This is a genomic window from Hymenobacter sp. (genome assembly GCF_036388155.1).
Lineage (GTDB): Bacteria > Bacteroidota > Bacteroidia > Cytophagales > Hymenobacteraceae > Hymenobacter.
In genome coordinates this window covers 16,914-38,873 of the sequence record NZ_DASVSI010000147.1, presented here as the reverse complement: position 1 = coordinate 38,873, position 21,960 = coordinate 16,914, and the positions used below count along the sequence as shown (strand labels likewise).

The 21,960-nt window shown below is 60.5% G+C and carries 17 protein-coding genes and 1 pseudogene; 7 read left to right on the top strand and 11 right to left on the bottom strand.

What is annotated here, in order from left to right; translation table 11 throughout:
- Positions 1 to 19: 19 nt before the first annotated feature.
- The 5 genes from VF629_RS21050 to VF629_RS21030 all read right to left on the bottom strand — a co-directional run bounded on the left by VF629_RS21050 (position 20) and on the right by VF629_RS21030 (position 4,977).
- Positions 20 to 565, bottom strand: a complete 546-nt coding sequence (locus VF629_RS21050; protein WP_331060480.1) for a hypothetical protein — start codon at positions 563 to 565, stop codon at positions 20 to 22.
- Positions 566 to 624: 59 nt separating this feature from the next.
- On the bottom strand, positions 625 to 1,947 hold the full coding sequence (locus VF629_RS21045) for an AarF/ABC1/UbiB kinase family protein (RefSeq protein ID WP_331060479.1): 1,323 nt from the start codon (positions 1,945 to 1,947) through the stop codon (positions 625 to 627).
- A gap of 123 nt (positions 1,948 to 2,070) precedes the next feature.
- Entirely contained in the window at positions 2,071 to 2,700 is a 630-nt protein-coding gene (locus VF629_RS21040) for a TetR family transcriptional regulator C-terminal domain-containing protein (protein WP_331060478.1), read from the bottom strand.
- Positions 2,701 to 2,810: 110 nt separating this feature from the next.
- Positions 2,811 to 4,136, bottom strand: a complete 1,326-nt coding sequence (locus VF629_RS21035) for a deoxyribodipyrimidine photo-lyase (RefSeq protein WP_331060477.1) — start codon at positions 4,134 to 4,136, stop codon at positions 2,811 to 2,813.
- Between the two features lie 124 nt (positions 4,137 to 4,260).
- Positions 4,261 to 4,977 carry an SDR family oxidoreductase gene (locus VF629_RS21030; RefSeq protein WP_331060476.1) on the bottom strand — a complete coding sequence of 239 codons (717 nt, stop codon included), beginning with the start codon at positions 4,975 to 4,977 and terminating at the stop codon, positions 4,261 to 4,263.
- Between the two features lie 200 nt (positions 4,978 to 5,177).
- On the opposite strand from VF629_RS21030, the gene VF629_RS21025 reads away from it, so the two are divergent.
- From VF629_RS21025 to VF629_RS21015, 3 genes are all read left to right on the top strand, one after another.
- Positions 5,178 to 8,618: a pyruvate carboxylase gene (locus VF629_RS21025; protein ID WP_331060475.1), complete on the top strand. Its 3,441-nt coding sequence runs from the start codon at positions 5,178 to 5,180 to the stop codon at positions 8,616 to 8,618.
- Between the two features lie 71 nt (positions 8,619 to 8,689).
- On the top strand, positions 8,690 to 9,493 hold the full coding sequence (locus tag VF629_RS21020) for a hypothetical protein (RefSeq protein WP_331060474.1): 804 nt from the start codon (positions 8,690 to 8,692) through the stop codon (positions 9,491 to 9,493).
- Between the two features lie 193 nt (positions 9,494 to 9,686).
- Positions 9,687 to 10,913: a M20/M25/M40 family metallo-hydrolase gene (locus VF629_RS21015; RefSeq protein ID WP_331060473.1), complete on the top strand. Its 1,227-nt coding sequence runs from the start codon at positions 9,687 to 9,689 to the stop codon at positions 10,911 to 10,913.
- A gap of 5 nt (positions 10,914 to 10,918) precedes the next feature.
- Here the strand turns inward: VF629_RS21015 and VF629_RS21010 are convergent.
- The 3 genes and pseudogenes from VF629_RS21010 to VF629_RS21000 all read right to left on the bottom strand — a co-directional run.
- A pseudogene (locus VF629_RS21010) lies at positions 10,919 to 11,200 on the bottom strand (META domain-containing protein); the annotation flags it as partial.
- Between the two features lie 21 nt (positions 11,201 to 11,221).
- Complete coding sequence (locus VF629_RS21005; protein ID WP_331060472.1) at positions 11,222 to 11,392, bottom strand: hypothetical protein; 171 nt, start codon at positions 11,390 to 11,392, stop codon at positions 11,222 to 11,224.
- Positions 11,393 to 11,475: 83 nt separating this feature from the next.
- Complete coding sequence (locus VF629_RS21000; protein WP_331060471.1) at positions 11,476 to 12,297, bottom strand: transporter; 822 nt, start codon at positions 12,295 to 12,297, stop codon at positions 11,476 to 11,478.
- Between the two features lie 129 nt (positions 12,298 to 12,426).
- On the opposite strand from VF629_RS21000, the gene VF629_RS20995 reads away from it, so the two are divergent.
- Positions 12,427 to 13,353, top strand: coding sequence for an alpha/beta hydrolase (locus tag VF629_RS20995; protein WP_331060470.1), 927 nt, complete (start codon positions 12,427 to 12,429; stop codon positions 13,351 to 13,353).
- Between the two features lie 322 nt (positions 13,354 to 13,675).
- On the opposite strand, the gene VF629_RS20990 is transcribed toward VF629_RS20995, so the two are convergent.
- The gene (locus VF629_RS20990) at positions 13,676 to 15,013 is read right to left on the bottom strand and encodes a leucine-rich repeat-containing protein kinase family protein (RefSeq protein ID WP_331060469.1); all 1,338 of its coding nucleotides are present in this window, start codon (positions 15,011 to 15,013) and stop codon (positions 13,676 to 13,678) included.
- A gap of 185 nt (positions 15,014 to 15,198) precedes the next feature.
- Here VF629_RS20990 and VF629_RS20985 point away from each other — a divergent pair, with 185 nt between their 5' ends.
- Entirely contained in the window at positions 15,199 to 15,738 is a 540-nt protein-coding gene (locus tag VF629_RS20985) for a vitamin K epoxide reductase family protein (RefSeq protein ID WP_331060468.1), read from the top strand.
- An 80-nt stretch (positions 15,739 to 15,818) separates the two neighbouring features.
- Here VF629_RS20985 and VF629_RS20980 read toward each other — a convergent pair whose 3' ends face one another.
- The gene (locus tag VF629_RS20980) at positions 15,819 to 19,223 is read right to left on the bottom strand and encodes a UvrD-helicase domain-containing protein (protein WP_331060467.1); all 3,405 of its coding nucleotides are present in this window, start codon (positions 19,221 to 19,223) and stop codon (positions 15,819 to 15,821) included.
- A 653-nt stretch (positions 19,224 to 19,876) separates the two neighbouring features.
- Here VF629_RS20980 and VF629_RS20975 point away from each other — a divergent pair.
- Positions 19,877 to 20,998, top strand: a complete 1,122-nt coding sequence (locus VF629_RS20975) for a capsule assembly Wzi family protein (RefSeq protein WP_331060466.1) — start codon at positions 19,877 to 19,879, stop codon at positions 20,996 to 20,998.
- Between the two features lie 3 nt (positions 20,999 to 21,001).
- Here VF629_RS20975 and VF629_RS20970 read toward each other — a convergent pair whose 3' ends face one another.
- Complete coding sequence (locus tag VF629_RS20970) at positions 21,002 to 21,415, bottom strand: acyl-CoA thioesterase (RefSeq protein WP_331060465.1); 414 nt, start codon at positions 21,413 to 21,415, stop codon at positions 21,002 to 21,004.
- 156 nt (positions 21,416 to 21,571) lie between these two features.
- Here VF629_RS20970 and VF629_RS20965 point away from each other — a divergent pair, with 156 nt between their 5' ends.
- The gene (locus tag VF629_RS20965) at positions 21,572 to 21,766 is read left to right on the top strand and encodes a cold-shock protein (RefSeq protein ID WP_331060464.1); all 195 of its coding nucleotides are present in this window, start codon (positions 21,572 to 21,574) and stop codon (positions 21,764 to 21,766) included.
- Positions 21,767 to 21,960: the final 194 nt, after the last annotated feature.

The window sequence follows — 21,960 nt, the reverse complement described above, 5'->3', positions numbered from 1 at the left end:
GGTTGAGCAAGCCCAACAACTAACCCGGCAAAACTTCCCGCAACACGCTGCGCAATTTGGGCAGCTCCCGGCCCGCGCGGCCGTGCAAGGCCGCCGAAGTGGTGGTGCTCAGGACACTTTCGGCCGCTGCCAGCACCTCTGCCGCCAGCTCCGGGTAGGGAGTGGCCAAACGGGCGGCGGCGCTCAGGGCGTACACTTTCACGGCCACGGGCTCGGCCGAAGCCACGAGCAGGCGCATGCACGTGTCGAAGGCGGGGGCTTGCCACTCCTCGGGCACGGCCACAAACTGCAGCACCCGCGCCACGCAGCGCCGCACGGCTGGGTGGTGCTCGGCGCCGGCATCCACGGCGGCCAGCAGGCCCGCCACGTGCGGCACCAGCCACTTGGGCCGCTGCTCGCCCACCCAGCCCAGCACGTCGGCGGCCAGCTGCCGCTCGCGCGGGGTTCCGTACCAAAACACCTTCAGCAGTTCAGCGAAGTGGCGCGGGTGCGAGCAGGCATACTGCATCAGTCGCTTCGTTTGCCGGGCCGAATGCTCCCGTAATAGCTCCGCCCGAATGTCCATAAGCGCGAAGGTAAAACCCCGGTCGTTTCGGTGCCGGAACCTACTCGCTGCGCAAGCAGCTACGCCGCCGCCACGGCTGGCACACCGGTTGCTACCACCGCGCCCAATTCCGTGAGCAGGGCGAAAAGCCCCACGTAGGTCCGGTTGAGGTAAATAAAATGCTCGGAGCCGCGAGGTTCACGCTGTTTGCGCAGTTCGGGGTCGGCCATCAGGTCGTCGCCCAGCGCGTAGAGCGCGGTCATGTAAGACGGGTCGCCGAAGTCGAAGGTGGCTTGGCGGAAGGGACGGCCCACCAACTCCAGCGAAACCTGCAGGGTGCGCAGGTACAGGGCCCGCATTGCGGGTGCATCGGTGGCGCGCAGCACACCCGCTTCGGTGAGCAGCGCGGCTAGCCGGGCTTCGTCGGCAATGGTTTCGGGGGCCAGCAGGGCGGTGAATAGCAGGTACACGTCTTCGGGCACGTCTTTCACGCAACCGAAATCGAGCACGCCCAGGGTGCCGCCGCTTTCAGCCCGCATGAGGAAGTTACCGGGGTGAGGGTCGGCGTGCAGCTGGTGCAGGGTGTTGAACTGAAATTGGTAGAAGTCCCACAGCGCCTGGCCAATCTGGTTGCGCACTTCCGGCGAGGGGTTACTGGCCAGAAATTCTTTCAAATGCTGGCCGGGCAGCCAGTCCATGGTCAGAATTCGGGCCGTGGAAAATTCGGGGTAATAACCTGGAAACTCCAAATGCGCCAGGCCCTGGCAGCTGGCCGCAATTTCCTGGCCGCGGCGCAGCTCCAGCACGTAGTCGGTTTCTTCCAGCAGGCGGGCCTCCACTTCCTCCAAGTAGGGCCGTACCTGCGCCTCATTCAAGCCCATGATGCGCAGGGCAATGGGCTTCACTAGGTTAATGTCGGATTTGATGCTGGCGGCCACGCCGGGGTATTGCACCTTCACCGCCAGCGCTTTGCCATCCTTGCGGGCAAAATGCACTTGGCCGATGCTGGCTGCCTGGCGCGCTTCGGGTTCAAACTCATCAAACAGCTGAAACGGCGACTGGCCGAAAGCATCGCGGAAGGCCTTCACCACCAACGGGCCCGATAGGGGCGGAGTGGAGTACTGCGCCTTGGCAAACTGCTCAGCGTAGGCCGTGGGCAGCATGTTTTTCTCCATGGCCAGCATCTGGGCCACTTTCAACACCGAGCCTTTCATCTCGCTCAGGGTGCCGTATAGCTCGGCGGCGTTGGCGGCGTGCAAGTCTTCGGTGGTCGACTCCGCGCCCACGGCTTTTTTGGCGTAGTGCTTAATGTAGTTGGTGCCAACATTAAAGCCAGTTTTGGCGAAGCGCGCGGCGCGGGCCACCTTGGTGGTTGGCAGGGAGGTTTGGGGTTCGTCGGACATGTATTGTTTGAAAGGCCGTCACGCAGAGCGCAGCGAAGCATCTCGCGTGCTTCAATTGGTTAGTGACTGCGGGCAAGATGCTTCGCTGCGCTCTGCGTGACGGTTAACTTTTGGGTTTTTCGCCTACCGCCGCACCAAAAACCGCACGAAATCCACGGCCGAATCCAGGGTATTGCGGCCCACCAAGTCAAAGCTCAGCGTCACGGCCTTTTCCACGGCGGCGTCGGTGCGCTCGAAGTTGACGGAGTCGTCTTTGGCGAAGAAGCCGAGCACGAACAGCACCTGCTGCCAGAAGAAGCGCGGGTAGCCTTCCTGCACCAGCGGGCGGTTGGCAATTTCGCCGCTCACCCGGCCCGCGCTCAGCAAGTCGCCCACGAAATATTCAAAGTCTTGCCGGAAGTCGTCGAGCACGCGGGGCGAAAGGCCCGGCATTCGGCTCAGCGAGCGGCGCAGGCTCATGAGGGCGTAGGACCGGTTGTTTTTCAGGATTTCGAGCAGCGTGTAGTAAAACGCCAGCAGCTTCTCGCGGCTGCCGTAGCCTTCCCACACCGGCTCGGCCGCCGCGGTGGTGCGCGCCTGCCGCCCGAAGTCCGCCCAGATTTCGCGGTCAATGGCCTCGAAGTTGGGGTAGAATTTGTAGAATTCCTGTTCGGCCAGGCCCAGCTGCTGGGTGAGCTTGAACACCGATTGCGGCGGGCGGCCTTCGTTGAGCACAAAGGCGAGGTAAGCTTGTTTGATGCGGTCCTTTTCCATGCCCCTGTAACCGCTTTGCCCCCGCTACGGTTCGGCTGAGGTAGCGCGGACTTTTAGTCCTCGAGGAGCTCACCACCAAAGAGGCATTCGCGGACTAAAAGTCCGCGCTACTACCCCGCCGCAATGCGCGCCGCCCGAATGGCTTCCACGGCCCGCTCGCGGGCAAACTTGTGGTCGACAATGGGAGTGGGGTAGGCCGCAGTGCCCACTTCGGGCACCCAGCGCTTCACGTATTTCAACTCGGGGTCCACCTTTTCGAGCTGGCTTTCGGGGCTGTACACCCGGAACCAGGGCGCGGCCACGGCGCCGGTGCCCGCCATCCACTGCCAGTTGCCGATGTTGTTGGCCAGCTCGTAGTCCAGCAGCTTGTCGGCAAAATACTTTTCTCCCCGGCGCCAGTCCGTGAACAAATGCTTCACCAAAAAACCCGCCGTGGCAATGCGCACGCGGTTGGGCAGGTAGCCGGTGGCGTTGAGCTCGCGCATGCCCGCGTCCACCAGCGGGTAGCCGGTGCGGCCCTCGCACCAGGCTTGGAATTCCTCGTCGTTGTTGCGGTAGGGGATGTTCCGCATCTTGGGGTCGTAGGCCTCGGTGGCGGTGTTGGGAAAGTGCCAGAGCAACATCATGAAGAAGTCGCGCCAGCTGATTTCAGCCAGCAGCTTCGGGTTCAAGGCTTGGGCTTGGCGCACCACTTGCCGCACGCTCAACGTGCCGAAACGCAGCTGCACCGAAATGCGGGTGCTGCCGTTTTGCAGGGACGGGGTGTTGCGGGTTTTGTGGTAGTTGCGCACCACGTCCTCCGCGGGCAGGTCGGCGGTGGGCACGAATTGCTCTTTGCGCGCGAACCCCATGCTTTCGAGCGTGGGGCGCGGGCCGGCTTTATCGGCGTCCAGCTTGGCCAAATGCGCTTTGGTGAAGGCGTCGGCCGAGCCAAAGGGCAGCAGCATGTGGTCGGTCAGCCGGGCCAGGTACGACTTGTGGTAAGCGCCAAAAACCTTGGGCACCGTGCCCGATTTGGTCATGATTTCGTCTTTGGCGAAGATGACCTGGTCTTTGTACAGAAAGAAATCGACGCCGTGCCGGCTCAGCATTTCGCCCACCTCGCCGTCGCGCTTGCGGGCGTAGGGCTCGTAGTCTTCGTTGGTGTGCACGGCCGCCACGTCGAACTCCTGCACTAGCTTTTCCAATACCTCCACAGGCTTGCCGTAGCGCGCCAGGAAGGTGCCGCCGGCCTCCTCGGTTTGCCGGGCCAGCCGCTCCACTTCGTCGTAAATGAAGGTGAGTCGGGCATCGGCCTTGTCCGGCAAGTAGTCCAGAATGTCCGAGTCGTAAATGAAAAGCGGCACCACCGGCAGGCCGCTGGCTAGGGACGCTGCGAGGCCCGCATTGTCGTGAATGCGCAAGTCGCGCCGGTGCCAAAAAATGCAGACTTTCATGCGTCGGTAGTTGTCGGTTGCTCGTTGTCAGTACCCATCCGGTCGCAGCAGGGTTGTGTAGGCAAACACGCCGCATTCGCCGCCCGCCGCTAGCAACCGACAACGAGCAACTGACAACTAACCTCTATTTAAGTTTCCCCATGCCGCCGTCTACGGCCAGCACTTGGCCGGTCACAAATGAGCTGTGGTCCGATAACAGGAAAGAAGTGGTGTAAGCCAAATCCTCCGGCTGGCCGATGCGCTGCAAGGGGTGGCGCTTGGCGCCGGCTTCGGCTTTTTCGGGCGAGTTGAGCAGGGCGGCAGCCAAGGGAGTATTGGTCAACGAAGGCGCAATGCAGTTTACCCTTACACCGCTGGCGGCGTACTCGGCGGCCAGAGCCCGCGTGAGGCCTTCCACGGCCGCCTTGGCCGTGGCAATGCTGGCGTGAAAGCTCATGCCCGTGTCGGCCGCCACGGTGCTGAACAGCACCACCGAAGCCGTGCCTTCCGCTTTTTTGAGGCGCTTCATCGTGGCTTGCAACACCCGCACCGCCCCCAGTACGTTCAGGTCAAAATCAGCCTGAAAATCTTCGGTGGGAATTCGCTCGAAGGGGCGCAGCTTAATGCTGCCGGGGCAGTACACCACGCCGTGTAGGGTGTCGGGCAGGCCGTCGAAAGCCGTGCCTACGGCTTGCGTGGCATCATACTCCAAGTGGGTGGTGCCCAATTCTTGCAGCTCGGGCGAGAGGTGCCGGGAGGCGGTGAACAAATGCGCGCCAAGGCCGCTCAACAGGCGGGCGGTGGCCAGGCCAATGCCCGACGAAGCCCCCACAACGAGGATATTTTTGGTGGTGAAATCCATGCGAGAAAAGGTTGGGCTTTGAAAGCAAGCACAACTGCCGATGGGTGCGAAAGTTTACCCAATGGCCCTTCAGCGAGCGTGGGTAATGCGGCAGAATATTCTCATTTAGCGAAATTTCGCTGAATAAAACCGCGAGCCGTACGTTTGTGGCAGCCTTTCGCGTAGTTTCGCCGTAAGCGCGCTTATCTCACCACTTGCATATGAAAATAACTAAACTCCTGGTCGCCAACCGCGGCGAAATTGCCATTCGCGTGATGCGCGCCGCCACCGAGCTCAACATCCCCACGGTGGCCGTGTACACCTACGAGGACCGGTACTCGCTGCACCGCTACAAAGCCGACGAGGCCTATCAAATTGGCCGCGACGACGAGCCGCTGAAACCCTACCTCGACATCGAGGGCATCCTGCGCATTGCCAAGGAAAACGGCGCCAACGCGGTTCACCCCGGCTACGGCTTCTTGTCCGAGAACGCCACGCTGTCGCGCCGCTGCGCCGAGGAAGGCATCATTTTCATCGGCCCGCGCCCCGAGGTGATGGAAGCGCTGGGCGACAAAGTGCGCGCCAAGGAAGTGGCCCAGCAGTGCCAAGTGCCCCAAATCGAGAGCAGTGAAGCAGAGTTGGTCGATTTCGAAACCGCCAAAACCGAAGCTCAGCGCATCGGCTACCCCGTAATGCTGAAGGCCGCCAGCGGCGGCGGCGGGCGCGGCATGCGCATCATCCGCAGCGATGAGGAGCTGGAGAAAGGCTTTTTTGAAGCCCGCAGCGAGGCGTTGAACGCCTTCGGCGACGACACCGTGTTTCTGGAAAAGTTTGTGGAGCGGCCCAAGCACATCGAAGTGCAGCTCGTGGGCGACCACCACGGGAACTTGGTGCACCTCTACGAGCGCGACTGCTCGGTGCAGCGCCGCTTCCAGAAGGTGGTGGAAGTGGCCCCGGCCATGAACCTGCCCGACCACCAGCGGCACCTGTTGTATGAATATGCCCTGCGCATAGGCCGTGCCGTGGGCTACGACAACGTGGGGACCGTGGAGTTCCTGGTGAACTCCGAGCTTGACCGGATTTACTTCATCGAAGTCAACCCGCGCATCCAGGTCGAGCACACCGTGACGGAGATGATAACGGGCGTGGACCTGATAAAAACGCAGATTTACATCGCGGCCGACCACAAGCTCAGCGACCCGGAAATTGGCCTGGGGCCCGACGTGGTGCCGCTGCGGGCGGGCTTTGCCATGCAATGCCGCATCACCACCGAAAACCCCGCCAACGACTTCAAGCCCGACTACGGCACCATCTTGGCCTACCGCACGGCCGGCGGCTTTGGCATTCGGCTCGACGAAGGGTCGGTGTACCAGGGCTCGGTGGTGTCGCCGTTTTTCGACTCGATGCTGGTGAAGGTGTCCACGCACGCGCCCACGCTGCTGGGCGCGGCCCAGAAAATGCGCCGGGCCCTGGCCGAATTCCGCATCCGGGGCGTGCGCACCAATATTCCGTTCCTCGACAACATCGTGGCCAACCCCGAATTCCGGGCCGGCAACGCGACCGTGGACTTCATCAAAGAGCACGCGGAGCTGTTCGAGTTCAAGCCGCGCGAAGACCGGGCCACGCGCCTGCTCGGCTTCATCGGCGAGACGGTGGTGAACGGTAACCCCGACGTGCGCAACCTGCTCGACCCGCGCGCCAACCCGCGCCGCCCGCACATTCCGCATTCCGGCCACGCCGCTCCCGCGCCCGGCACCAAGCAAAAGCTCGACGAGCTGGGCCCCGAAGGCTTTGCCCAATGGCTGCGCGACGAGCCCCTGATTCATTACACCGACACCACACTGCGCGACGCTCATCAGAGCCTGCTGGCCACCCGCATGCGCACCTGGGACATGCTGAAAGTAGCCGGCGCCTACGCCCAGCAACACCCCCAAACCTTCAGCCTGGAAGTATGGGGCGGCGCCACCTTCGACGTGGCCCTGCGCTTCCTGCACGAAGACCCCTGGGAGCGCCTGGCCCGCCTGCGCGCTGCCATCCCCAATATCCTGCTGCAAATGCTCATCCGCGGCGCCAACGGCGTGGGCTACAAGGCTTACCCCGATAACCTCACCGAGCGGTTTGTGCAGCAAGCGGCCGAAACCGGCGTGGACATCTTCCGCATTTTTGACTCGCTGAACTGGCTCAAAGGCATGGAAGCTTGCATCGGTTTCGTACGCAACAAAACCGACCGGCTGGCCGAAGCCTGCATCTGCTACACGGGCGACATTCTGGACCCCAAGCGCACCAAATACAGCCTTGAGTATTACCTAAAGCTGGCCAAGCAGCTGGAAGACGCCGGCGCGCACATCCTGTGCATCAAGGACATGGCAGGCCTACTCAAGCCCTACGCCGCTACTGAGCTGATTCAGGGCCTGCGCGACACGGTAAAGCTGCCCATTCACCTGCACACCCACGACACGTCATCGCTGCAAGCCGCCACCTACGCCAAAGCCGTGGAGGCCGGCGTCAACGTCATCGACGTGGCCTTGGGCGCACTTTCGGGCCTTACCTCGCAGCCCAACTTCAACTCGGTGGTGGAAATGCTGCGCCACACGCCGCGCCACCGCGAGTTCGACCAGCAGTCCTTGAACGAGTTCAGCAACTACTGGGAGGCCGTGCGCGAGATGTATTACCCGTTCGAGTCTGGCTTGAAGGCCGGCACTTCGGAGGTGTTCCAGCACGAGATTCCGGGGGGGCAGTATTCTAACCTGCGGCCGCAGGCGTCGTCGCTGGGCTTGCTCGACAAGTTTGAGGAAGTAAAGCAGCGCTTTGCTGACGTGAACGATATGTTCGGCGACATTGTGAAGGTGACGCCGAGCAGCAAAGTGGTGGGCGACATGGCTTTGTTTATGGTGTCCAACAACCTCACGCCCGAAGACGTGATGGAACGCGGGGAGGGCCTAAACTTCCCTGAATCGGTGCGCGAGCTGTTCCGCGGCGACATCGGCCAACCCGAAGGCGGCTGGCCCGCCGAGCTGCAAAAGCTCATTCTTAAGAACGAAGCGCCCTTCACCGACCGGCCTAACGAGCACCTTGCGCCCATCGATTTCGACCAAGAATGGCCGGCGTTTCAGGAGAAATTTCCCGGCGCCAAGTTCACCGACATGCTCTCGTCGCTGCTCTACCCCAAGGTTTTCGAGGAGTACTGGGCGCACCGGCAGAAATACGGCAACGTGAGCAGCGTGCCCACCTCGGTGTTTTTTTATGGCCTGAAGCCGGGCGAGGAAACCCTTATCGAAATTGCGCGCGGTAAATCAGTCATTGTGCGCCTGGAGTCGGTGGGCACCATCAACGAGGAAGGCTGCCGCACCATCTTCTTTACCCTCAACGGCCAGACCCGTAACCTGCAAGTGCGCGACCAGTCGGTGGCCGCCACCAAAGTCAGCAACGCCAAGGCCGACAAAGGCAATCCGAGCCAGATGGGTGCGCCCTTGCAAGGCATGCTCAGCAAGGTGCTGGTGAAGCCCGGCCAGGCGGCGCCCAAAAACACCCCGCTCTTTGTCATCGAGGCCATGAAGATGGAAACCACCATCACCGCCCCCCAAGACCTCACCGTGGCCGACATCGTGCTGACCGAAGGCAGCCGCGTGCAAGCCGACGACCTGGTGCTCACACTAGGGTAAGTGGTTAAAGTACAAAGCACTGTTTACCTCCTATATTGGCAGGGCATTCATTCTTCTACTTTTAACTCTTTATGCAAGTCAGACTCTTATGGTTGTCCGGTCTTAGCTTCATTGCCATTCCTTTGGCTGCTCAGACCGTAGTGCCAGGCACCATTTCAAAACCTTCAAGTAGCGCGTCCGGCGTAAAGAATACGGGAGCCGAAGCGGCACTTGCAAACAAATTGCAAACTGTCAACGAGTTTGGAGACAACGGTTTCGACCTTATTGCATTTGATACCCGTCCCCGTACTGTGCGCGGTACCCCATTCGTTGTGCCAGGCTGGGCAATGGGAGAAGTACGGTTGGGTGCAAAGGCGAAACCAATGAGTGGAGTACTCAAATTTGACGTGTTTAACCAACAGGTTCGGGCATTGCGCCCTCAGGGAGATTCCATCATCTTAGCCCCTGGGAGTATTTTGAGCTTCTCGTTGCGGCCCACCGGAATTAACGGTCAGCCTGAAGAACGACGCTTTGAGCTCTTACCACCCGGTGCAGTGACAGGCGTCCCTGTGGCATTTGCAGAAGCATTGTCGAGCGGGGAAGAACTGCGCTTGTTAAAGCTTCCGCGTAAAACTATAATAAAGGGAAATTCAGACCCTTCATATAGTAGCAGCAATCCCGTGGATTCCTACCAAAACTCTGCGCAATATTTTTTGCGGTGGGCTGATGGCACAGTGGTGTCAGTCAAACCGACGCAAGCCAGTATTGTGGCCGCGGTTGCTCTTCGTCAGTCTGCTGTTGCTGCCGCTGAAACAAAGAATAAAACCAAGGCACGTAGCGATGCCGAACTTGCTGCCGTTGTGCAGCGCATGAATGAAGCGATGCCGCGCAAATAGGCCGACGAATCTAAGGCAAGTGAAAAAAGGTCATCGTATGACGCCAAGGCCTACCAAAAACTTAGTAATCTTGATGATTAAGTATTCCTTCGCTGTTGCGTTGACGCTAACAGCATTCACAGCAGTAGGGCAAAAGCAGAAATCTGCTGGACGTGCAAAAGCTCCTCTCGTATCAGCCGCCACAGTCGAACGCGTGGTGCGCACCTTGGCCGCCGACGACATGCAGGGCCGTGGCACCGGCCAGCCCGGCGGGCTGAAAGCTGCGCAGTTCCTGGCGGGTGAGTTCAAGCGCATTGGCTTGGAGCCGCTGCCAGGCGCCACCGGGTTTGAGCAGGCGTTTACCGTGTACCAGACCGTGCCTGGGCCGGCTACCGCCACCCTCAACGGGCAGGCCGTGGCCCCGGGCAAGTTGCTGGTTGTGTCGGGCCAACCCACCTTGACGTGGACGAGCGAAGACGCGCAGCCGGTAACCGTCGCTTCCATTGGCGCCGACCCTGCCGAGCGCCGCAAGCTGGGCGCTTTTCTGCGCCCCACTGCTAACACCATCGTGTTCGTGGACACGGCCCAGACCAAGACGTTCAAGCAAATTGCCGGCTACGTGGGCCGCGGCGCGATGAGCACGGAGCAGCCGGGTCTGTATTCCACGGTGTTTGTGCTGGGAGCTGCGCCTGCTTCGCCCAAGTTTCGCATCACGGCCAGCACCGCGGTACGGCCCGTAGAATTGCGCAACGTGGTGGGCGTGCTGTCGGGGCGCGACGCCGCACGAGCCAAAGAGTCGGTGGTGTTCTCGGGGCATTACGACCACCTCGGCACCATCAAGCCCACGGCCGGCGACTCCATCGCCAACGGCGCCGACGACGACGCCAGCGGCACTACGGCCGTGGTCGCGTTGGCCGAGTATTTCAAAAAGAAGAAGGACAACGCTCGCTCGCTGCTTTTCGTGGCCTTTGCGGCCGAGGAAGTGGGCGGCTTTGGCTCGCAGTACTTCTCCAAGCAGCTCGACCCGCAGCAAGTGGTGGCCATGTTCAACATTGAGATGATTGGCAAGGTCTCGAAGTTTGGCCCCAACGCGGCCTTCATCACGGGCTACGAGAAAACCGATTTTGGCAAGCTGCTGCAAGCCAACCTGGCCGGCAGCAAATTCCGCTTCGAGCCCGACCCTTATCCCGAACAGAACCTTTTCTACCGTTCCGACAACGCCACCCTGGCCAAGCTAGGCGTGCCGGCGCACAGCATCAGCACCGACCAAATTCCCACCGACAAGCTCTACCACTCGGTAGACGATGAAGTGGAAAGCTTGGATTTGGTCAACATGACGGCTGTTATTCAAGCCATTGCGCAAAGCGCCAGTGGCATTGCCAGCGGCCAGCAAACGCCCACACGCGTGGCCCCGGAACCAAGCGGCGGGGGCACTAAATAGCAACGCTACTTCTCCGGCACCGCTTCCAAGCGGGCTAAGGGCGCGCTAAGCGTATCGGTCCCGTAAAGACTTAGCGTGCTGCCGCTGATGCGGTAGTGCTGCGCCTGGTTGAGGGCCTGCAAAAAGGGCCCTTCGGCCGCAAGGTCGGGGCAGGCGCTGCGCGTGGTGGCCAGCGGACCCAGCCGCAACGCACCGTCACCCGCCGCGGCGTAAGGCCCCGAAAACCGGTTGCAGGCGGCGCGACCCTCCACGCGGGCCTTTTCTTCGTGCAAGAGCAGGTAGGGCGTTTGCTCCGTGGCCGGAGCGGGTTAGCCGCCTATTTCCCGCAGTTCCCACCGCACGTCTTGCAAGGGCGAAGCGGCCACAACGGTGCCCGCCACAGGGCCCGCTGCGGGGCGCTCGGCAGGATTGTAGCTGCAAGCAGTGGCGCTAGCCAATAACGCGAGAGTGACCAGCCGGAAATACGAGGGTGAAAGCATGGCAGCGGGCGAAAGGGTTCGGTTCCGCTTACCTGTACGTAACAACCCGCTTTTGGTGCTGATGCCGTGGCGAATCCGAGCCGCTACTTGCCTACTTTAAAGGTCATCCCGGCGCCTACCGTTGACGTGCCGGCTGCGAGGCCGCTCACTTGGCGGCCGGCCGTCACGTCTACTCGAACTTCTGGAATGGGGCGGAAGTACAGGCCCGTGGTGGCGCCGGTGCTGATGGCACCCCGGCCGTAGCCGTACCCTTCCACGAAGAAGCCGGCTCGGTCGCCCAAGGGGCCGTTGAGGGCCAGCGTGCCCAAAAACTGGCCTTTGTTCATGTCGGCCACGGTGAGGCCTGGCTGGCTAAAGCCAAAGTTGCCCTCTAGGCCAAACCGCTCGCCTAGCTGCTCGCTCACGAGCAGGCGGCCGCTGGGGCCCCAAGTCGTGGTTCGCAGGCCCTGGCCGCCGGTTTTGGGCACCGACGATTCCACCAATATGGCCACCTGGGTGCGGGTGTCGTAGTTGGGCGAGAGCATCAGCTTGGTGCCGATGACCACGGGGGCCCAGCCGCTGGCGTCAATCCGCCCAGCTTCGGTTACCACGGACGGCCCGTTGTGGAAGTAGGGCTGGCTCACCCGCAGCTCCATGCTGTTGAAAAAGCCCACGCGGAGGGTGGCGGCGCTCCGGCTTTGGGCAAAAGTGGTGCCGCCGAATTGTCGCTGAAAGCCGGTTTCCAGTTGGAAGCGGCCCGGGCGAAGCACTTGGGCGGTGATGGTTTGTCCGGGACGGTCGGCGCGAATGTTCCGCACGAAAGGAGCATCCACGTTGGGGTTGTTTTCTTCCGGCGTATTTTGGGCCAGGGTGAGGCCGGGGCTGCTCAACAGAGCGGCGGCGGCCAGCAGAGTGGTCTTGCGCATGTTTTAAAGACCGCCGCCGCTACGGCAAGGTTCACGATAGGTTGCACTTTGCCCGAATTTTATTAGCTATTTTGGGATAATTTTGGTGAATCGCTACTTGGCACGACCTTGCGTTAAACAGCAAATTTTATGAAATTAACTCTTCCCGCCAAGGTCGCAGCTATTGCATTGTGGGCATCCGGAGCCGCTTTTGCGCAGCAAACGTTCCCCATCTACAGCGGGACGATTCCCAATTCCAAGCCCAGCAAAGTGGAGGAAACCAGCGTCACGCTGGACAATGGCGGGGTGCGCATCTCCAACGTGGTGCAGCCCAACCTCACGGCGTTTCTGCCCGCCGCAGGCACGGCCAACGGCACGGCGGTTGTCATCTGCCCCGGCGGCGGCTATGCGCGGCTCTCCATCGACAGCGAGGGCTACGACGTGGCCAAGCGCCTCAACGAAATGGGGGTGACGGCCTTCGTGCTCAAGTACCGCTTGCCCAACGACCAAAGCCAGCCCGACAAGTCCATTGCGCCGCTGCTCGATGCCCAGCAAGCCCTGCGCCTCGTGCGCCAGCAGGCCGCCAAATACAACCTCAAGCCCGAGCGCATTGGCCTGATGGGGTTTTCGGCGGGCGGGCACTTGGCGGCCACGGCGGGCACGCATTTCGCCCGTCCGGTGGGCCCAAATCCAGGCCCGGAATCGGTCCGGCCGGCGTTTTTGGTGCTCATGTACCCGGTCATCAGCTTCAGCGACAGCCTGAAGCACGGCGGCTCCCGCGATAATCTGCTCGGCAAACAGCCCACTGCCGACCAAGTGCGCCTGTATTCCAACGAATTGCAAGTCACGGCCCAAACGCCGCCCACGTTTCTGGTGCACGCTCAGGACGACAAAACCGTGCCCGTGAACAACAGCATCGTGTTCTACCAGGCTTGCCTGCGCCACGGCGTGCCCACCGAAATGCACCTCTACTCCAAGGGTGGCCACGGGTTTGGCCTAAACAACAAAACCACCCAAGACCAGTGGGCCGACCGCCTGCGCAACTGGCTGGACGCCAACGGCTGGCTCACCAAGTAGCGCGTAAGAAGCAGTAAAAATTAGCTGAGGCTATCAGAACGAGTACCCTGAAATTCCATTTCGGCCCGGTAGAACGACCATCGTGCTAGGGCATGTGGACAGTAAACCAACAGAACGTCATGCAGAGCGCCGCGAAGCATCTCGCGGGCTTCAACTAAGTAGTGGCGGCAGGTAAGTGGGGGCGGCAGGCGAGATGCTTCGCGGCGCTCTGCATAACGTTCTTTTTTAGTAGGAATCCTTAGTGTCCACACCCCCCAGCGGGCCGAAATGGAATTTCGGGGTACTCGTTCTGCCCGGTGCAAACGCCCGCTTAATAGAGTCGTTACGCCAACTGCTGGGAGCTGAACGCAGGTTGTAGCTGCGTCAGCGTGCGGTGGATTTCAGAGAACAAAGGGCGCGCCGCTACCTCGGGCTGCGTGCACCGCTGCTGCAAAGCCCATAGCTGTTCCGTGGTGCTGGGGTCGGCAACGCAGTGCTCCAGCAATTCTTCCAGTAAGCAGCCGAATGCGCGGGCCTCTAACTGTTGCAACGCAGTGGCCGTGGTTGTTGCGGTGGGCTCGAAGAAACAGGCTGCCCCAAAATCGCCCAACAAGGGCTTGCCGGCGTCGTTGATGAGGATGTTGTGGGCGTAGAGGTCGCCGTGCATGATGCGGCGAGCGTGCAAATGCTCGGCCGCCGCAGCAATGCCGCGCGCAATGCGAAACACGGCCTCCAGGCTAAAGCGCGTGCCCGCCGCGTACACGTCACGGGTGCAGGACTCCAGGCTGGGCGGCCCGGCCAGATTGCGGAAGCTGGGGCTAACCAGCTCCAACACCAAGCCTTCGGCACCGGTGGGGTGGCGGGCAAGTTGGCCTTGCACGGCAATCAGGTTGGGGTGGGTGCCGGCCCCAATGCAAGCCGCCATTTCGTGGAGGGGCAACCCGTCGCTGGTAAGCGCGCCCTTAAAAATCTTCACCGCAACCTCGGTGGGTGGGGCGTCGGGGCGGCGCCACTCGGCCCGGTAAATGACGCCCGACGCGCCTTCGCCCAATTGCTGCTCCAGGGCCAACTGCTCCCAATCGATGCGGTCGATGTGGGGATGGGCTGCCGCCTCCGACGAATCGGCAAAGGGGTTGCCGGCGTAAGCCAGCCACGTGAGCCGCGGCATGCGGAGCAGCCAGGCCGGCAGTTCGGTGAGTTCGTTGGCCGCGATGCGCAGCAGTTCCAGCTTGATGCAGCGGGCCAAGGTTTCGGGCAGCGTCTTCAGCCGGTTGCCCGCGAGCATCAGCTTTTGCAGGTGCTGACAGTTTCCAATTTCTGCCGGAACGGCTTCCAACTGGTTGTCGGACAGAATCAGCCAACGCAACTTGGATGGCAGCGCGGCCGCGGGCAAGCTGCGAATTTGGTTGGCCTTGAAGCCCACCATGCGCAGCTCCGGGCAGCGGGCCAGCACTTCGGGCACGGAGGTGAACTGATTATCCGAGCAAAAGATGACGCGCAGCTTGTGCAGCTTCGGAAGGTCGTCGGGGAGAGAGGAGAGGGCGTTGCCGGAAAGATTGAGTACTTCCAGCGAGTCAGCCAGGGCGAATATTTCGGGTGGAAACGCCGTCAATCCAGCGGCTAAGTCGAGGCGTTTGATGCCCTGGAGCTGGCCGGAGCGCAGTTGGTCAAGCGTGTGCATACGGGCAAAGGTCGGCACGAAGAAGCCCGGCGCAATCATAAAAGGCTGCCACTGCCCGCCGCCCACGGCTGTTGCCTGGCACGGCCGCTGCCCGGCGTGGGCCATCGCGCAGGCTAAGCCGGACAATAACTCCGCTGCGGCGCCCGCGTACTCCTCACACCTTCTTTCCCCTTTCATTGCGTTCCATGTCCACACCTTCTCCCCAGCAGCTCAGCCAGGAGCTGCGCCAGGGCGACTCGCCCGACCTCACTCGTCGCCGCTGGATTTTGGGCCTTTCCCTGTTCGGCACCGCCATGGGCCAAATCGTGAGCCTCTACCAAACCGGCATCATCAACCACCTGCCCGACCCGCCCCCGCACGGGCTTTTCGACGCGGATAAAGTTGACGCTTCCACCTACGCCTACAAGCGCCTGGCTACTCCCGATGCCTTGCTCATGGTGGTCAGCTACGGCCTCACCGCCGCGTTGGCCGGCGCCGGCGGCGCCAATCGAGCCGCCGAGAGCCCCCTGCTGCCCGTGGCCATGGGCGCCAAAACCGTGTTCGACACCGCTACCGCCGTCCAGCTCGGGCGCGAGGAATGGCAAGAAAACAAAGCGCTGTGCGCCTATTGCCAACTGGCCACCGTGGCTTCCATCGCGTCGGTGGTCCTGGCCTTTCCCGAAGTACTTAAAGCGGCCAAAGGGCTTTTCGGTCGCCGCCAAGGAACGGCTTCAGCCCGTGCTTGAAATAAGTAGCGCCGGGCGTACGCAGCCTAGCATTTTACTACCGCATTAGCTCGAATGCTTTGCGAGACGAGGGCGTTTTATCACACCTCCACCACCTCGCCGGTACCGAAATAATACAGCACGCCGCGCACCTCCGCATACCCCAGCTGCTCAAACAGCGTGGCGTAGTTGCGCAGCTGCCGCTTGTGCCTTTCCTGGGGCGGCGGCAAGTGAAAGTCGAGCAGCGTAACCCGGCCGCCCGTGCGGTGGTGTTCTTCCAGCGAAGGCTCCAGCACCACGCGGTCGGGCTTGTAGTCGCGCAGCTTCACGCCGCCCACCAAAATTTCCCGCTCGGTTTCCACGCTCAGGTGCGGGGCGAAGTAGGGCGCCAGGCGCGGGTCGCTCACCAGGCGCTCAAGGCTCTCCACCAGCGTCGGGCGCTCGCGGGCACTCAGGATGCCCTCGGCCACGAGCTGGCTGGCCACGCGGCCCACGTCGGCGGCCGTCAGCAAGCGGCGCAGCGCAAAGTGGAGCTTGCGGTTCCACTCTCCCTGCGCCTTTTGCTCGTCAAAATCGAAGAGCACGGTGGCGTGGCGGCGCAGCTTCAGGCGGTCTTCCCAAGGCGCGGCGGCCAGGTTGGTAAGGGCGTAGCTGTTGGCGCTTGGCGCGGGGCGCTTGGTGCTTGGCGGGGCCGGCGTGCCTTGCGAAACGACAAAAGACACCTGTTCTTCCTGCAACTCTCCGCGGCTCAGCAAGTAGCCATGCAGCAGGTCGGCCACGGTGCGGGCGGCGGCTGCGGGGGCGCTTGGGGCAAGCTCGTCGGTGGTTTTGGTGCTGCGTTTTTCCTCGGGCCGCTTGCTGATGACGTACAGGCGGTGGCGGGGCCGGGTGAAAGCCACGTACAGCGTGTTCAGGCCTTCTAGGAAGGTTTTTTCGCGCTCTTCGTCGTACTGCGGGCCCAGCGCCGTTTGCTGAATTCCCTTGCTCAAGCTCACCACCGCCACTTCGGGCATGTGCTCAATGGGCTTTTCGCCCGCCTCCAGGTGCCCCCAAAGCAGCGTGCCGCGGTGCGGTTCCAGGCTCCAGTCGGCAAAGGGCACAATGACCACCCCGTAGGCCAAGCCCTTGGCTTTGTGCACCGTAGTGATGGTAATGGCCGCCCGCCCGCCCGGCGCGTTGATGCTGATGCGGCCCTTGCGCTCTTCCCAGTGCGTCAGAAAATTGCCCAGGTTGTTACCAAATTTCAAGCTGTATTCCAGGGTCAAATCCAGGAAGCGAAACAGGTAGTCGCTCTCGCCGTTGCGCCCCAGCAAGCCAAATAGGTTCAGCAGTCGTTCGGCCAGCTCGTACAGGCCCAGGTTGCCGGTTTCCGCTTCCCGCACGTCGTAGCCCAAGCGGCGCAGCTCATCAAAAAAAGCGCCGCCGCCCGCCGCGTTGGCTACTTCGGCAATGTGGCGGGCGCGTTCCGGGGTGGGGGCGAGGCCGCGCACCACTTTATCCACGAGCAGCAGGGCTTCGGCGCGGGCCAGGGTGTCGGCGGGCTGGTGCAACACCCGCAAAATGCCCACCAGTAGGTTCACCACTTCCGCAAACTCCAGCGCCAGCGAGTCGGCCGAAATAATGGCGTAGCCCCGCTCTTTCAAGAACTTGGCGATGATTTTACTGGCGTAGCGGGTGCGGCACAGCACCGCGATGTCGGCCAGCTCGTAGCCGTCGCGCAGGCTTTGCTCAATCAGCTGCAGAGTGAGGTAGCACGTGCTTTCGTCGTAGCCCAGCAGGGCGTCGGGTGCATGGCCCGGCAGCGCCTCGGCGGCGTACGTGCCGGCCGCCGCGTCGTAAAGCAGGGCAGGGGCGTCCTTCTGGGTGAAGAGCACCTCAACGTGCCCCGCCTGGTCGGCACTCAACGAGTTAGGCACCTGCTGGCCGAAATGGTTGTCGAAAATGCCTGTCACCAGTCCCAGTGCCTCGTGCCGCTCGCTCACCGCCCGGAAGAAGGCGTTGTTGAAGTCCACGATTTCGCGCGCCGAGCGGTAGTTCACCTGCAAGGCCTTGGCCTCCAGGGCGGGGGCCAGGGTTTCGTAGCGCAGCCGCAGCAGCTCGCGCATCTCTTCGTCGCGCGCCCGGCCCACCAGCGCAGCCGTATTGCCTTGGTGCAGGCGCAAAATCTGCTCCATCTCGCCGCCGCGCCAGCGGTAAATGGCCTGCTTGGCATCGCCCACGGCCAGGCTCGAATGCCCGTTGGCCAAGGTGTTTTCCACCAGCGGCAGCAAGTTGTTCCACTGCAGCACCGAGGTGTCCTGAAACTCGTCGATGAGGATGTGCTCGTACTTCTCGCCCAGCCGCTCATACAGAAACGGCACCGGCTCCGTCAGCACAATGCTGGCAATGCGCCGGTTAAATTCCGAAATGAGCACCACGTTGCGTTCGCGACTGATTTGCTCGACTATTTTATTTAATTCACTAAGCAGCGAAGCGTGAAATAAATACGGCTGCATGGCCGCCAGCAATAGGTAATTTGGCAGAAAATCAGCGCGCAGCTTGTCCAGCGTCGCCACCAGCTGGCTGAGCGGTTCCTTCACGGCATCCACCCGGGCCTTGTCGGCGGGCGTCTTGATTTTGCCGCTGTACCATTTGTCGTCGGCCAGCGTGGCGCGCACGTAGCTGTTGGGCCCGGCATCGGCGGCCAGCAATTCCACGCCCTTTTGCACGTACCCAAAAATGCCGCGTTTGCCCTGAAAGAAGTCGGCTTCCGTTGCGCCCGCTTCCGACAGCACCAGCGTGGCCACCTCTTGGGTCTGGGCAAATGCCGCCTCAATCTCAGCGCGCCGCTTCCGGATTTCGCGGTCCAACCGCCGGAAATCGGCCAAACTCAGCTTGTCCAGCTGCGCCACGGCTTCCTGCACCGTCTCGTTGAACAGCACCCGGCCAAAGCCGGCCAGCTCCTCGGGCAGCCGGCTCCAGCTTTTGCCTTCTTCGGCCTGCCCCAGGGCGTATTCGGCCAGCGTTTGGGAGAGCAGCTGGCTGTTGGGGTCGCGGTTCACCTTGTCGAGCAGCGCGGCCACCGCGCTTTGCAGCACCGCGTCGGTGTCCAATTCCACCTCAAACGTGGCCGGTAAGCCCAGTTCGCGGGTAAAAGCCGTGACAATTCGCTGCACAAACGAGTCGATGGTGCTCACCGCAAAATCGGCGTAGTGATACAGCACCAGCCGGAAAGTAGCGGCGGCCCGCCGCTGCACTTCTACCAGGGGCAGCTTCAAGTCGGCCGCCACTTCCGTCAGCAGCGAATCGGGCTGGTTGCCGGCCACGGGGTACGCAAAGCGGCGCAGCGCCCCCACAATGCGCTCTTTCATCTCCCCCGCCGCGTCGTTGGTAAACGTGATGGCGAGCACCCGCTTAAAGTAAGCCGGGTCGTCGGCGCCTAAAGCCAGCAGAAGATATTCTTTGGTGAGCTGGTAAGTTTTGCCCGAGCCGGCGGATGAAGAATAGATGCGAAAGGAAGCAGGCATGTAGGGAGCGCCAAAGGGGAGGCAAAACAACAATGTAAACGACGAGCAGCACCGGCAAAGCAAGTTGGTGCGCTTAGCTCGTTAAGCTCAGTGAAAAACAAGCAGGCGCAGAAAAACCCGGCAAAGCCCTGATTTCAAGAGTGTATGAGCTTTTCTGTCAGAGAGTTCTAAAGTGAGTGCAGAGCAGTTCGGAATACTAATCGTTCAAAAAAAATGTGAGATTAGTGTAATATATATTAATTATAATGCTTACATTTAATCATCCGTGTCTTGGCCTTGCCTCTATTCCTAAACCGCACTCTGCATGCGAAAAATTCTCCTTGCTTTCTCACTACTATCTACCAGCCAGTTGCAGGCTTAGGTAGTCGATTCTTTGCAAATATCGGTAGGGACTATTGCCACGGCGGCCACAAAGGGATATCAGCCCCTGTGGGTGGTAGTCAACCGCTTCGGAACCATCACCGATAGGCAAGTAGACGCCTCAACTTTTGTTGTGGTGCGCAACACGCACTGGCTGAGCAAAAAGCACCAAACCGGATTAGTGACGACCACTCCGCAACAACGGGGGTTCTACGTTGGGTATGGGGCCGCTTTATACAACAACAATCAGTTTCAACACTCCTTTCTGAAAGAAGGGTACGCGCTTGCGGGCTATGGCAATTGGCTGCTGCGCGCGGGCCGATACGAAAGTAACGGGCGAAATGGGCCCCGTCCTTTCCAGTGGTTCTTTGGGCATCAGCAGCAACGCCTTGTCGCTGCCTAAAGTTCAGCTTGCCGTGGCCAACTACACCCCCGTGCCGTTTACCAATGGCTGGCTGCAGTTTAAAGGCCACCTTTCGCATGGCTGGTTTAGCAATACGCCCGAAATCAAAGGTGCTTACCTGCACCAGAAAGCCTTGTATTTGCGCGTTGGTAAGAAGCAATTAGGGTTCTACGGGGGCCTCACTCACTCTGCGCAGTGGGGCGGCACTTTCTCGTCGGGGCAAGCGCCAAGTCGATTGAAAGACTTCATGCGAATTTTTGTGGGCGCCAGCGGCAACGGCGCCGACCCGATATATAACCAAGGGCCAATTGACATTGCCAATGCCGTGGGCAACCACATAATTATCCCCGATTTCGGCTTTACTTTTCAACAGAATAACTCAACGGTTAAGCTGTACACCCAAACCATTTTTGACAAAGGGATTGGGGATAGCTCCAACGTTAATAAAAGAGACCGGCTGGATGGCCTGAAAATATTGGGGCGCGACAGATTAGTAGGCGTAAGCTGGGAAACGAATAAAAGCGCAGTGCTGCGAAAGGTTCTACTAGAAGGCCTTTTTACCAAACACCAAGGGGGAAATATCATTTATAACGGCCGAGATAATTATTACAATAATGGCACTTATAGAATGGGTTGGCAATACAATGGGCGCATCATTGGAACCCCTCTTTTCTTAAATAGCGCTAATGCGGCGAATTATAATTTCGATTTAAATCCCAGCGTAATGGGCGGGTGGCCCGTGGTGAGCAACCGAGTAGTTGGGTTGCATTTGGGTGCTACCGGAAACATTACCAGCGCATTAGATTATCGGCTACTCGCTAGCTACGTGCAGCACTACGGCAATTACGATAATGACGCTTTTTTTACGCCGGCAAAAAAGCAGAGCCACTTCCTGTTGGAATTGCCCTATCGTTTCAACAAGTTCTCCTTAACCGCAGGAGTCGCGGGTGATGTTGGCAATTTATCCACCAACCTCGCGGGCCTGTTGCGAGCGGAGTGGAAATTGCGCTAACAATCAAACGCTCGGGGTCAGCCACGCCACCATTTCCGGAGTCACCCGAATGGGCCGGCCACTGCTGGGGTCGAGCAGCGCCCAGGTCGTTTCGGCTTGGCACAGCAGCGCCCCATCTCGCACCCGAACAAGACGGGTGAAGCGCTGCGAGGTGGCCCCGCTGCTTTCGCCCACCCAAGTGCTGGCCCGGAGTATTTCGCCCGCAAACGCCGACTGCTTGTATTGAATGCGGTGCTCCCGCACGACCCACACGTACTTCAAAAGCTCGGTTTTGGGGCAAATTGCCAGCCAGTGGGCCCCGGCAATGTCCTGTATCCAGCGCACGTACTCCACGTTGTTGGCGTGCCCCAGGGCGTCAATGGCACTTTCTGGGACGGCAAATTCTTGGGAAAAAGCGTCGGCTGGGGCGTCGGTCATAGCTTGGAAAAGGAGGGAAGCGGAGCAAAGGTCGGCACCGCTCCAAAAAAATAGCTATAGACTTGGTCATTTGGAATTTCTGCCTATCTTTGACGCAACCTAAGAAACCAAGCCACGGTGGCCCAAAAGCTTAGGGAAACTCCACAACCAACCACCATGCCCACCGGAACGGTAAAATTCTTTAATGAGACCAAAGGCTTTGGTTTCATCAAAAACGACGAAACTGGCGACGACATTTTCGTTCACATCAGCGACCTGCAAGTAAGCTCGATTCGCGAAAACGACAAAGTTCAATTCGAAGTAGCCCAAGGCAAAAAAGGCCCGAACGCTGTGAAAGTATCGCTGGTTTAGTCCTGCTATAGCTTTGTAATAAGAAAGCCCGCCTTTGGTGGGCTTTTTTTTGTGCCCTTTGACTTCCTCACTCTGACTGAAAAGGGTATCTGAAATCAAGCAATAGCATTTTATGATTGTTTGGCAACAAACCTGAGACGGTCGAGGCATTGCTTAGAATCATATAAATCAATGGAATTATTTCGGCGCGAAAA

Bases quoted from the DNA above. Each gene is read 5' to 3' on its own strand.
- VF629_RS21050 (WP_331060480.1), bottom strand. From the start codon at position 565: ATGGACATTCGGGCGGAGCTATTACGGGAGCATTCGGCCCGGCAAACG.
- VF629_RS21030 (WP_331060476.1), bottom strand. From the start codon at position 4,977: ATGGATTTCACCACCAAAAATATCCTCGTTGTGGGGGCTTCGTCGGGC.
- VF629_RS20980 (WP_331060467.1), bottom strand. From the start codon at position 19,223: ATGCCTGCTTCCTTTCGCATCTATTCTTCATCCGCCGGCTCGGGCAAA.
- VF629_RS20990 (WP_331060469.1), bottom strand. From the start codon at position 15,013: ATGCACACGCTTGACCAACTGCGCTCCGGCCAGCTCCAGGGCATCAAA.
- VF629_RS20975 (WP_331060466.1), top strand. From the start codon at position 19,877: ATGGCAATTGGCTGCTGCGCGCGGGCCGATACGAAAGTAACGGGCGAA.
- VF629_RS20965 (WP_331060464.1), top strand. From the start codon at position 21,572: ATGCCCACCGGAACGGTAAAATTCTTTAATGAGACCAAAGGCTTTGGT.
- VF629_RS21035 (WP_331060477.1), bottom strand. From the start codon at position 4,136: ATGAAAGTCTGCATTTTTTGGCACCGGCGCGACTTGCGCATTCACGAC.
- VF629_RS21045 (WP_331060479.1), bottom strand. From the start codon at position 1,947: ATGTCCGACGAACCCCAAACCTCCCTGCCAACCACCAAGGTGGCCCGC.
- VF629_RS20995 (WP_331060470.1), top strand. From the start codon at position 12,427: ATGAAATTAACTCTTCCCGCCAAGGTCGCAGCTATTGCATTGTGGGCA.
- VF629_RS21025 (WP_331060475.1), top strand. From the start codon at position 5,178: ATGAAAATAACTAAACTCCTGGTCGCCAACCGCGGCGAAATTGCCATT.
- VF629_RS20970 (WP_331060465.1), bottom strand. From the start codon at position 21,415: ATGACCGACGCCCCAGCCGACGCTTTTTCCCAAGAATTTGCCGTCCCA.
- VF629_RS21005 (WP_331060472.1), bottom strand. From the start codon at position 11,392: ATGCTTTCACCCTCGTATTTCCGGCTGGTCACTCTCGCGTTATTGGCT.
- VF629_RS21020 (WP_331060474.1), top strand. From the start codon at position 8,690: ATGCAAGTCAGACTCTTATGGTTGTCCGGTCTTAGCTTCATTGCCATT.
- VF629_RS21000 (WP_331060471.1), bottom strand. From the start codon at position 12,297: ATGCGCAAGACCACTCTGCTGGCCGCCGCCGCTCTGTTGAGCAGCCCC.
- VF629_RS21040 (WP_331060478.1), bottom strand. From the start codon at position 2,700: ATGGAAAAGGACCGCATCAAACAAGCTTACCTCGCCTTTGTGCTCAAC.
- VF629_RS20985 (WP_331060468.1), top strand. From the start codon at position 15,199: ATGTCCACACCTTCTCCCCAGCAGCTCAGCCAGGAGCTGCGCCAGGGC.